Annotated in this window: 12 protein-coding genes; 1 reads left to right on the top strand and 11 read right to left on the bottom strand. The window is 58.4% G+C overall.

The annotated features are described in order from the left end of the window. The 4 genes from ABCR88_RS14810 to ABCR88_RS14795 are packed head-to-tail and all read right to left on the bottom strand — an operon-like array spanning position 1 to position 2434. Positions 1-141 (bottom strand): Mpo1-like protein, encoded by a 141-nt coding sequence (locus ABCR88_RS14810; protein WP_350404772.1) that lies wholly within the window; start codon positions 139-141, stop codon positions 1-3. A gap of 10 nt (positions 142-151) precedes the next feature. Then, positions 152-1021: an SDR family NAD(P)-dependent oxidoreductase gene (locus ABCR88_RS14805; protein ID WP_236184348.1), complete on the bottom strand. Its 870-nt coding sequence runs from the start codon at positions 1019-1021 to the stop codon at positions 152-154. Continuing rightward, positions 1011-1766, bottom strand: coding sequence for a hypothetical protein (locus ABCR88_RS14800; RefSeq protein WP_236184350.1), 756 nt, complete (start codon positions 1764-1766; stop codon positions 1011-1013). The genes ABCR88_RS14805 and ABCR88_RS14800 overlap by 11 nt, the downstream gene beginning before the upstream one ends. A gap of 38 nt (positions 1767-1804) precedes the next feature. Further along, positions 1805-2434, bottom strand: a complete 630-nt coding sequence (locus ABCR88_RS14795; RefSeq protein WP_236188137.1) for an NAD(P)/FAD-dependent oxidoreductase — start codon at positions 2432-2434, stop codon at positions 1805-1807. Between the two features lie 222 nt (positions 2435-2656). On the opposite strand from ABCR88_RS14795, the gene ABCR88_RS14790 reads away from it, so the two are divergent. Further along, positions 2657-3703 (top strand): AraC family transcriptional regulator, encoded by a 1047-nt coding sequence (locus tag ABCR88_RS14790; RefSeq protein ID WP_236184353.1) that lies wholly within the window; start codon positions 2657-2659, stop codon positions 3701-3703. Positions 3704-3712: 9 nt separating this feature from the next. Here ABCR88_RS14790 and ABCR88_RS14785 read toward each other — a convergent pair whose 3' ends face one another. Genes ABCR88_RS14785 through ABCR88_RS14755 form a run of 7 tightly spaced genes read right to left on the bottom strand, consistent with a single transcriptional unit; the run spans position 3713 to position 11470 of the window. Then, a complete protein-coding gene (locus tag ABCR88_RS14785) occupies positions 3713-5689 on the bottom strand; it encodes an SDR family NAD(P)-dependent oxidoreductase (protein ID WP_236188139.1) in 1977 nt (658 codons plus the stop codon). 24 nt (positions 5690-5713) lie between these two features. Continuing rightward, the gene (locus ABCR88_RS14780; RefSeq protein ID WP_236184363.1) at positions 5714-6334 is read right to left on the bottom strand and encodes a class II aldolase/adducin family protein; all 621 of its coding nucleotides are present in this window, start codon (positions 6332-6334) and stop codon (positions 5714-5716) included. A 10-nt stretch (positions 6335-6344) separates the two neighbouring features. Beyond that, on the bottom strand, positions 6345-7826 hold the full coding sequence (locus ABCR88_RS14775; protein WP_236184365.1) for an aminotransferase class III-fold pyridoxal phosphate-dependent enzyme: 1482 nt from the start codon (positions 7824-7826) through the stop codon (positions 6345-6347). Then, the gene (locus ABCR88_RS14770; protein ID WP_236178698.1) at positions 7823-8500 is read right to left on the bottom strand and encodes a class II aldolase/adducin family protein; all 678 of its coding nucleotides are present in this window, start codon (positions 8498-8500) and stop codon (positions 7823-7825) included. Before ABCR88_RS14770 ends, ABCR88_RS14775 begins: the two co-directional genes overlap by 4 nt. Beyond that, positions 8497-10125, bottom strand: coding sequence for an FGGY-family carbohydrate kinase (locus ABCR88_RS14765; protein WP_236188141.1), 1629 nt, complete (start codon positions 10123-10125; stop codon positions 8497-8499). The genes ABCR88_RS14770 and ABCR88_RS14765 overlap by 4 nt, the downstream gene beginning before the upstream one ends. A 10-nt stretch (positions 10126-10135) precedes the next feature. After that, positions 10136-11017, bottom strand: coding sequence for a TorF family putative porin (locus ABCR88_RS14760; protein ID WP_236188143.1), 882 nt, complete (start codon positions 11015-11017; stop codon positions 10136-10138). Positions 11018-11044: 27 nt separating this feature from the next. Further along, positions 11045-11470 (bottom strand): DUF2147 domain-containing protein, encoded by a 426-nt coding sequence (locus ABCR88_RS14755; RefSeq protein ID WP_150689072.1) that lies wholly within the window; start codon positions 11468-11470, stop codon positions 11045-11047. Between the last annotated feature and the right edge of the window lie 111 nt (positions 11471-11581).

Raw genomic sequence — 11581 nt, 5'->3', positions numbered from 1 at the left:
TCATACGCAGGTCACGACCAGCAAGTCGACTGCATTAGGCGACCCGACAAAATGCAGTCGACTTGCTGGCCTATTCAGATGCTCACTCAAATAAGCCCTGAAGAACTCATCGACTGCTTTGTCCTTGCCTACTCTGTTCATTCTCCTCAGGTCATTTCAGACGCCAGCCTTCACCATTTCTGGTTATCAACCCTCGCTGCTCGAGCGATACGACGTAGTTGCGATGGCCCTTTTCGCTCTTGCGCCGGAACAAGGGCAATACGTACGGTAAAACTCCCGGCACAAGCATGACTAAACGCGCAGTCCAGGACTCACTGGGACGAACGAACAGTTCAAGCCGAGGTTTTTCCAGCGCCTTGATGACGGTTTCAGCCACGTCTGCGGGCATTTGGGGCGGGTCCATAAACTGCATCTTGTTGCCATTTTCAATGGCCTCGCGCATCAACATCGGTGTTTCCGTCGCCGACGGATTCACGATGGTGAATTTTACGCCCAAGCGTTTTCCATCCAACCCCAAGCACAGCATGGCGCCACGCAGGCCAAATTTTGTTGCCGAATAAATGCATGTTTCCAGCATGGGAAATAACCCGCCCAAGGAAACAATTGAAATAACCCGTCCGTCACTGGCTTGTTGCAACAAGGGTAGAAACGCCTGACACAGTTCCAAAGGAACCATCATATTGAGCTGGACTTCACGCGCAATCGATACAATTGGCCTGATCTCGAATGGAATATTGCTTAATATCCCGGCGGTATTGACCAGCAGATCGAGGCGACCGATCTCACTACTCACATAGTTTACCAGCCCCCCAAGCGCTTCACGATCAGTAAGGTCGGCCTGATAGGTCAATGCCTGGGGCCCGAGGGCAGTGGCGGCCTCGGCCAGGCGCACCGCATCAATATCTACCAGCACGCATTTGACACCGCGGGCGATCAGCGCCGCCGCGATCGCCCGCCCCAACCCACCGGCGCCTCCCGTAATCAGCGCTGTCCAGCCCGTAAATAACGTATTACTTGCCATGCAGACTCTCCCCCAGCACTTCATGAACCACAGGAGCAGCGCTCTTTGGAAAAGGCTGATCGAGCTTCATGGCTGCATACATATCTTCAGTCAAGCGCGGCCAATGCATGCGTGTGCGAAGCGTCTCCAGGTAAGCAGTGAAGGACCGAGCATCCATATAAACCGCATGCCGGTCCGATTGAACAAACTGAATCCCGCCACTGAGGTCCGGCTCGTCGCTCTGAATCAATTGATCGAATTGGCGCGCGGTGTCGAGCCCATCCAGCTGCGCCCGAAAATACGCAGCCAGGGTGAGCGCCTGGGTATCGAAAAGCTTGAAAGCACTGGAGTTCTGGTCGAGGTAACCGATGGCGCAGAGGTTACGGTGAGTGCGGCTGAACATCGACAGATAAAGCAGGGGCCTGCCATGCTTCCATTCGAAAAACTGCGCAGCGCATTCAGCGCCCCATTTGAATCCTGTGGCACAAAGAATCAAGTCGATTTTTTCGTGTGCACCATCTGAAAAAATGACGAAATCACCCTCCAGCCGGTCGACGTTTTTACGCACCGCAATATTGCCGTGCTGAAGATGATGCAGCAGTTGCGAGTTCACGATCGGGTGCGTCTCGAACAAGCGATGATCAGGCTTTGGCAGGCCCCAGCGGGTCAGGTCGCCCACAAGCAGCTTCAAAAAAAACTTGAAGACGGGCCTGGCCAACCACAGTGGCAGGTGCGGCCCACTTTCACCAAACACATCGGCAGGCACACCAAACACGTGCTTAGGAATGAAATAGTAACCGCGCCTCATGCTGATAAAGGCGCTTTTGCGTGGATGGCGGCTTCGCAGGAAATATCTGCGCCGGAGTTGCCCGCCCCCACCACTAACACGTTCTTACCGTGAAATTCCGAGCCGAATTGAAATGAATTGGAGTGGCGAACTTCCCCGTTAAACTCACCACGCAACGATGGCAGGTTGGGCTTCCAGTTTGTCCCGGTGGCCAACACTATCCAACGGTATCGGCGCGTGGAACCATCACTGAGGCTGACGGACCAGTGTCCATCGGGTTCCTTGTCGATCCGGGTCACCGTTGTACTGAACTGAATAGACTCACGCAGCCCGAAGGCAGCAGCGAAGCTCCTGAGGTAGTGAGCAATTTGACGGTGGGAGGGGTATTCCGGAAGGTCCTTGGGCATTGGAAACCCGACGAAGCCCGATAGATCCCTGGAGGAGATAAAATGCGCCGAGTCGTACATCGGTGTGCCGACATTGGTGATGTCCCAAATCCCTCCTACATCCGAATGCCGCTCAAATTGGTCATAGACGATTTTCTTGGCTTTGAGTGCGCGTGCGGCACTCAGCCCACCCGGCCCGGCACCAATAATGCAGGCGGCGTTTCCACGGTCGATAATCGCTGCGTCTTGTTCTGATTCCATAACGCTTTCCTTGGATATTCAGTTCAGTGTTAAACCGAAATCTAAAGCGAAGCCGGTGCGTTCGATGAGCCTTTCTCGGCCATTTAGGGGACCATGGAGGACAGATAGGCTGCGCACTCAGGAAACCAGCCCGTCATGCCCGCAATAGCAGAAAGGGAGGTGTTAGATTACCGGCTCAAAGCTATCGTCTACAGACTCATTCCGATGGAGAGCGTGTGATCTATGTTAGAGCCCGCAGCCGCTGCCCAGCACTGGACGCAGCATCCCCAGCAGAATGAAACCGTGGTGGTTCCCAACGTCGCGCGGGCCTTGTTCAGCCTGTTGATGGAAAGCGGGCTGTCGACGCAGCGCATTTGCCGCGGGCTAGGCTTCGGTTATGCCGAGCTGCTTGACCTGGACATGCGCTTGTCTTATAGGCAGACCCGGATGCTGATTATTCGAACGCAGCGCGCGATCAATGACCCAGCGTTGGGGCTCGCTACCGGCATGCGTCAGACGCCCGTCTCCTGGGGACTAGCAGGCCTGGCCATGCTGACCTGTAGAACCCTGGGCGAGGCCATTACCTATGGCCTTGAACATCAAGGTGATACCGGTGCGTTACTGGAGCACCGTGCCAGCGTTCACCCCAACGAGTTCATCATTGAGGTCACCCCCAAAGTGTTTGATCTTGAAATTGAGCCCTTCTTGATCGAAGAAGCCTTTTCAAGTGCCGTATCCGTGGTAAGGCGGCTTATCGGGCCAGCCTTCAATCCCCTCAGGGTAGAGTTGGCGTACGCCCGCCCGGATTACGCCCAAGCCTATCGGCGCGAATTTCGTTGCCCGATAAAATTCATGGCCGGGAAAAATCGCTTGATCTGCGAAGCCCATTGGTTGAACGCACGCCTGCCGGATTATGACGACATGGCGTGTGGACCATTGCGGGCGAAATTGGATCAGCTGATGAACAGAGTTGGTTCACGAAATGATTTGATCGAAACCCTCTCCAGTCATATCCGCCTCAACCTCGACGATCCTGAAGCGCTACAGACATTTTCCAAGGCGCTCAACATGAGTGAGCGTACCCTGCGTCGTCGCCTGACGGACCTGGGCGTGACGTACAGCGGGCTGTTGGATCGAGTCAGGCACGAGCGTGCTTGTGACTTACTGCAAAACACCCGTATGTCGATAGCTGACATTGCGCACACTATTGGCTTTAGCGACGCCCGGGGCTTCAGGCGCGCCTTCAAACGCTGGACGGGTGCGTTGCCGAATACGCAGCGCACCACCTGATGTCTGACTTTATGCCGAGGTGTTCTTGAAGGCGATCACGGGTGAAGACGCGCTGCTGTCATTGGCCAGCACCGGCAACTCTCGACGCAATACCCAGAGCGTGATCGGTTTGGGCAGAACTCTGGCCAAACGGATCAGCCACCTCATCGGCCAAGGAAACAAGTAGTCCCAGCGCTGGCTGCGCATCGCGTAGAGCATGTGATCGACGGCTGACGCTTCGGAAATTTCCAGCGGTGCTGGCATGCCATCGTTTGCGGTTTGCGCGGTGGCGACAAAACCTGGATAGAGCGATAGAAAGCGAATACCTCGGTTACCAAACTCAATGCGACAGGTATCGATCAACAGGCGCAGCGCGCCCTTCGCGGCGCTATATGGCCCCTGCAAAGTCACACCCAGGAAGCCCGCCAGGGAATTGGTGTGCACAACAAAGCCATGCCCCTGACGGCTCATTTGCTCAAGCGCCGGGAACAGGTAGTTGACCACCACGTCGTAGTTTGAGCGCATATAAGCCGTGACGTCTGCAGCTTTCATCTCGCGCATATCCAGCGCGGGCGCTCCGCCGGCATTGAGCACGACCACATCCAGACGACCATATAGCTCGACAATTTCATCCACGAGACCGGCCGCAGCATGCGCATCCAGGGCATCGACTGCCGAGACCATGCATTTCCCCCCCTGAAGCGTGATTTCCAGTTGAAGATCATTCAACAGCTCCTTGCGCCGGGCCGTGGCCACTATCCAAGCGCCTTCCTGCGCCAGACGCACCGCCAGCCCGCGCCCCATGCCGGAGGAAGCGCCCACCACCAGCACCACTTTGCGCGCAAAGCTGACGGGCTTACTCGCGGGGCATCGGCGCAGCAAACCCACCAGGGTCAGTGCAATCAGCGAGAACGCGGCACTGACCAGCAACACGTACTCGGCGTTCTCCCCCACTACCCACTGCGACGACATCAAAGGGCCGAAGGCGCACCCCAGTAGTTGCATGCCTGGAACTAGCGCCGCTATCCGCCCCGAGCGATCCAGTTGCAACGCGATACGCACCTGGAACGGCGTCAACATCAACCAGATCAAGCCAAACGCGCCGCACAACACCAGGAATACCTTGACGCCCATATCAGCCGAAAAATACATCCCCAGCGCGATGCCACCCAACAGCAAAGCGGCGACCGCCAACATTGAATAGTCCGAGACTCGACGCACCAGGACAATTCCCAGGCACCCGCCCAGCACTTGCATCAGCAACGTCCCAGAGATAAGCAACTGTGCGCTTTGCGCATCCATTCCCACGTATTTGCTCAATGGCTCTAGGTAAGCCCAGAGCCCACCAATGGCGCTGAGCTGCATAAAAGCCAGCCCCAGCAATAGCACGTGGTTAAGGCCCCAACCGAACTTGGCATTTTCCGCGTGCCCTGCGTGCTGATTCGCCAGTCGAATGGGTTGCCAGCGGACTAAGAGCAACGAAGCGGCCGTCAGCGCTCCCAGAAACACGAAACCGTAAGACGATGTGCTCTGAATCGGCAGCACCCAATATGCCAACACTGCGGCTACCGCCGCCTGGCCAAGTGTCTGCACCACCATGAACACACCCGCCACACGATCAGGCGCAGCCCCCTGGACAATCAGATTTACGGTACCCCATAACAGCAAACCCTCGGCCAACCCGGCCAAACCACGCGTCAATGCCAGTGCGCCATCCCCGGTGGTGTTGGCCGTGACCAGGTCCATACCCGATGCCGCCAGGATGGCGACGACCGTAAGCAGGCGCAGGCTAAACACGGAGCGCAATAAATCGCCCAGGACGACACCCAGCCCCAACGAGAGAATTTCGCCCATTGCAACCAAGCCGACGCCCTCAAGTGACAGGCGGTTTTGCGCCAGCAACTCTCCCAGCAACAAGGGTTGCAGCCCCACCATCAGCACGGCGATCGAGCCCAGCGCCAAGGCGACACTTAGGTGTTTACGGGAAACAGCGGACGACATGTGCATGGCGTTACACCTCTTGAAGGGTTTTCAGTAACCACGGTTTTCGGGCGGAATCTCGCCTCGGGCAAAACATTGCGTCGCGCGTTTTTCATCTTTCATCAGTCGGCCGTTGGCGACGAGCACCACCCACCAGGGCAACAGCGTCATCTTGGCGCCGGACGCTTTGGCGAGGGTGAAGGCCTTGGCGCACTTTTCAAACAGCTGCGCATTCATCGCCATCCGGGTACCGGTGGTACCCAGGATGACGGGCACACCCTTGATCAACACCGCGTTACCACCGCGCTGCAAGGCTGCAGCAATGTCCTGGACTGATGCAGCCGGTCCGTCCATATGACCAATATGTCGAGCTTGCTCATCAAATAAAATCGGCATCACCCCCCCAAAGTCCCCCAGGCTCCGGGCGAAATCACCTCCGCCCAGCAGAACGGCCCCCACATCGGCCCGCGCGTGATAGATCGCATGATGGGTCTGGCTTTCACCCATCACGTGCACCGGCCAGTCGATACAGATGGGGGCCGCATCATCGAGCCGTCCCCACCACATGCGTTCCTTTCCCGGTATGCGCAAGGAAACGCTGCTTCTCGACTCCACCAGGCCGCTCAGCCGTTGCCGAAGTTCCAGCCACTGTTGTCTCAGTAAATCTTGCATCGCGCTCACCTCACACCAATTGAAAAACGGCGTCGAAACGCTCGAGCGCGTCGTCGATGACTTCGTCGGTATCGGCCAGGCTGGTGTAGATCCGACTGCCTGCCAACGTGATCAAACCGTGCGCCGTATAAGCGGCTCCCATTTCCTCCATCATGTGCTTGCGCGACTTGGCTTCATTGCGTGCTCGTAGCAGCTTGAGCGGATTACTGGTGTCCAGCAACAGCACACCCGACGTTTGCAGGTGCACGATCGAGCCCATGTTATAGGCCACGTAGGGCAACCCACGACGGTTGATGATTTCTTCAAGCCCCTTACGCATACGGTCGCCGGCGCGTCCCGCCAGGGCTGGCGCATTCAGCTTGCGCGCCTCGATCAAGGCGTAGTAGCCCGCCACGCAGGACAACGGGTTGGCCGACAACGTGCCACCGACAAAGGCGCGCCGCGCTGAGGTACCGATACCGCCGGCGAGCAGTTGCATGACATCTCTACGCCCACCGATCGCCCCGGCCATGGGGTAACCACCGGTCAAGCATTTGCCCAGCACGGTAATGTCGGGCATCACGTTGAAATAACCTTGCGCGCCACCCAAGCCAGCACGGAAACCGGTGACCACCTCGTCAAAAATCAGCAGTGTGTCGAACTCGTCACAGAGCTTGCGTAATTGGCGGTTGAAGTCCGGGTGCACCGGGCGCGTGCCGCTTTCCGGACCAAAGGGTTCCACCATGATTGCTGCCGTACCGCCGCGCAGTCGATTGATCTGCAAGCGCCGACGCAACGCATCGAGGTTATTCGGCGGGCTCTCCTGGGTGTTGGCCGTGGCGCCCCGAGGAATACCGACCGCCTCCATACGCCCGGTGCCTGGCAAGCGCATGCCATACACCAATTGATCACTCCAGCCGTGATACGCCCCGCCGATCTTGATCACCCATTTCTTGCGGGTGTAGGCACGCGCCAAACGCACTGCGGCCATGACCGCCTCGGTGCCGGAGCCGAGCAGGCGCACCATGTCGACGCCGGGCATCACTTCGCAGACCAACTGCGCCAGCTTCACCTCATACTCATGCAGCAGGCCGGTGACCGGGCCACAGTCGTCGAGAATCCGATTGACCTGTTCACGAATGGCCGGATGGTTGGAGCCCAACAATGTCGGCCCACCGGCTTGCAGGAAATCGATATAGCGGTTGCCATCCACATCGGTCAGGTGCGCGCCCTTCGCCTGGGCGATGGCGAGCGGAAAGGGATGGTTGAACGCAAGGTTATGCTGGACACCCCCCGGTATGAATTTCTTGGCCTCCTCAGCGAGCCGTCTCGAACCCTGGCAGCGCTCGTCGAAATAGCCCATGACTTTGTTCAGCGCCTCACGCTTCAAGGGGCGAATCGGCTGCTTGACCAGCGCATCGAAACGGCGATACAGCGAGTCGACATCAGGCCATTGCGAAACCGCTGAATCTGCTGGTACAGGTAATGTGACGGGATCAAGAGGCTTGTTCATGATGGGGTCTCGGAAGAAGGGTGAGCGTCGACAGCACTGGAACGCATCAGGGCGTCGACCAAGCGCGCCACGGCGGCGGGTGACTGTGCTTTATGACGGGACTTTTCGGTGATTTGGCGCAGCAAGTAGTCACGACAAAACGTCTCGAGATCCTCGAGGCGCGACAGGGTCGTCTCGACATCCGGGCCACAACACAGCACACCATGGTTACGCATCAGGTAAGCGTTGTAATCCCAGCGAATGGCACGGCCGAATTTGCCGGCCAACCAATTGGAGCCGGAGGGTGCGTACCCCACCAGGGGAATGTGTTTGCCCAAAGACTCCCACAGCTGCGGGTCCGTTACATCCAGAGGCTCACCGAGCAAGGTGCAGGCACTGGCCACGGGCTGGTGGGTGTGGATGCTGCACTGCACGTCCGGGCGAGCACGCAGGATTTTTGCATGCAAACCGCTTTCGACCGTTGGCGCGCGGTCACCGGAGAGCTGTGCCAAATCCTTGAGGCGCAGCACGCAGACATCCTCGGGGCGCATGGTGAAATAGTCGGTGGCCGACGGCGTAACAGCGATGTGCTGCGCATCGATGCGCAATGCGAGATTGCCTCCCGTCGCCGCAAAAAAACCGCGGTGGCACAGATGCTGTGAAAGCTCGACGATTTGTTGTTGCACATGACTCATGAGGCAGTCTCCTGTGTGGGGTTCAGGCGTCGATACAGAGGCGCGAGGCGCTTGCGGACCTCCTGGAACGTTGCGAATTGATCGTCATATAGCGCGCGAGTGACCCGGGACGGCTCAAACAGGCGGTGGGGGCGTTTGAGACTCGGAAGGTCGTGAAACTGCAACTTGCCCAACGCCACCGCCGCAATAAATGCAGCCCCGCGGGCGTTGGTCTGGATCGCGTTCTGCGGCTGCTGGATAACGCGCCCGCAGACGTCGGCCATGATCTGGCACCACACCTCGGACTGGGCGCCGCCACCGGTCGCTACGATCACGTCGCTGGGTTGGCCGAGAAAGCGCGCGAACGGTTCGAACATCCAGCGCGTATTGAGCGCGACTCCTTCCATGAAGGCGCGAATGATGTCTTCCCGTGAGTGCTCCAACTTCAGGTTGAACAAGCCGGCGCGCAGGCTCGGATCACTGATTGGCGAGCGTTCGCCACACAGCCACGGCGTGTAGATCAACCCTCTCGAGCCCGGCGGCACCCGTGCCGCGATCCGGTCGAGCAAGGCGTAGACGTCCGGCTGCTGTTCATCACTGAGCAGCTCATCCGGGTGGTACAGCACCTTGTCGCGTAAAAACGAAAGGTTCGCCCCCGCAGCCGACTGCATGGCCATCGCCAGGTAGCGGCCATTAACGGCACTGGGCACCGCAGCAATGTGGTGACGCACGCTGGTTTTTTTGAACGGGACGTGTGCGCCCACCCACGACGAGGTGCCCAGGTACAGGTGCGGGGCAAAGTCACTGACAGTGGCACCAACGGCCACCGCCGAGGTGTCGACGGCGCCCGCTACCACTTGCGTGGTGCGCGCCAGTCCGAGCATTTCGGCAAGCTCCGGGCGCAGCATGCCGATAACATCCGTGGAGCGGACCAGCTCAGGCAGTTTGCCAGCCTCGATTCCCAGCGCCTTGACCAGGCCGTCGTCGTAGCGGATGCGATGGGGGTCGCGGTTGTCGGTGATCCATGCTGTCAGCATCGAGTCGCTGGTGGCGCAGTAGCGACCCGACAGGCGCAGGTTCATGTAGTCGAGCACATTGAGAAACTTGTGGGTTCGCTCGTAGCGCTGCGGCTCGTGATCAAGGATGTAAGCCATGTGCCCGGCGGCATCCATGCCGGACAACGAGGCCACGCCCCCGGTCAGGCGCAACGAACGCCAGAGTTTGAGCGGCCCGTACCCGGCCAGGCTGAACCGCCCTCCTCCCATGCGCTTTTTGACCGCGCCTGCGCCCCGCTTGTCCAGCCACAACATCGCACGCCCAATGGCAACGCCGTCCTGATCCACACACACCGTTCCTTCGCCCTGTGTCGAACAACACACCGCGATCACCTGGCGCCGCCGGACGGGGTCGGCGCTGAGCAGTTCGTTGGCACCGCGCAGAAAGGCATTCCACCAATCCTGCGGTTCCTGCTCGACGCTCAACCCGCTCACATGCAACGGTACACTGTGAAACGCCCACGCCCGAATCTCGCCTTCCAATGAAACCAGCGCGCACTTGCAACCAGAGGTGCCGAGGTCCACCGCGAGGACGAGTTGCTCCAGACCGGTGGCCGCCTGAGGCGTCCGGGATAAGAAAAGCGAAGTCATAAAGGTCTACTCAGAAAGTACGTGAAATCGATGCGACCCAGCGGTTCTCATCCGTGGCGCGTACATGCCCGTTGTCCTCGGCCATATACAGCTCACGCGCCCGTGTCTTTGCGGTCACCCAGTCGAGCCCCCAGTCGAAGCCCCACAAGTGATGGATTAGGCCAACGCCGTAGTCAGCCGCATTGGCTTCGGAGAAATTAACGATTTGCTGATAACCCGCATGCAGCTTCAGCGTGGTGTTCATGCCGAGTGCGTATTTGTAGTCCAGGTCATAGAGCATGCTGCCACGGGAGTTGCGGTCGCCCTTGGCGTAGCATTCCAAGCCCTTGGTGGGATCGTCGCGGAACTGCAACTGGGCCCCGCACACACCGCCGGTGTTGGCACCACGGTAAGTTTTGGACAATACCCGCGCGACTCGACCTTCAAACGCGCCGTAACCGATTTCCAACACGGCGAACTGGCTGTTGTAGTTGGTCGTACGCTCATCGGTGGGCGTGAAGGTGTCGAAGTCAAATTTGTAGGGTGCCTTGAACTGCGCACCGGGGAACATCTCTGCCGCCAAACCCACACCGTAATGCCAAGCCTCCGGATCGCCGAAGCGATAACCGCCCGCGAGCAGGACGCCAAGGCCGTCACCTTCAAGAAACTGCTTTTTGTTGACAGTGGTGAATTCGGCCAGTGCCACCAACCCTGATTCATGGGCGACTTGAATGGTGACTCTGGCACCCGGCCGATTCAACGAGTCCGAGACGCCCCGGGTCCTGACATCGGATACGGCCTTGGCCGTGACATCGATTGCATAGCTGGCCATCTCGTCGGCAAACGCCAAGGAGGGGCTGACGACAGGCCACAGCAAAGCAGCCATCAGATAATGGTGTGTAGTTGCACGCATGAGGCTCTCCCACAAGAAAGGTCGGATTTACAAAGTGCAAACCGGAGTAGGAGGCAGTGAGGCAATGCGCTCGAATTGCTCTGTCTTACCGAGGATCTCGGTACCGACAAAAGCCCGGACATTGAGGTACCCCTCTTTGACCCGAACGACGCCTTTGTATTTTTTATGATCGCGGGGATCAAACACCCAGCCATCGCGCCACGCTTCCTGGTCGAAACGATCCAGTTGCATGATCTGTACGCCGCAATCGCTGGTGGTGGAGGCCACGTCCTTGACCCAGACGACCTTTCCACACAGCGCGCCGGGTTTGTCGGCGCATTCGTCTACCTTGACCACCGCATCCTTTTCCGACGTGAGCCACAGGCCCTTGGCCTCCTGTGGGCCCGCCGCCGCATAACCGCTGGAACAGCACACCAGTGCCAGTGAAAGGAACAGCCATTGCCGCGCGTTCATAGTCGTCACCTGTATTTTTTGTTTTAAGAGACCGTCACACTAACGACGCATCGGTTATGATAGTCATCGCTACACGATAGTTATAACTACCATTAACAACCTCAGCAACAT

The organism is Pseudomonas sp. W17, assembly GCF_040268305.1.
Lineage (GTDB): Bacteria > Pseudomonadota > Gammaproteobacteria > Pseudomonadales > Pseudomonadaceae > Aquipseudomonas > Aquipseudomonas protegens.
The sequence above is the reverse complement of the archived record's forward strand: the minus strand, read 5'-3'. Positions and strand labels throughout refer to the sequence as shown.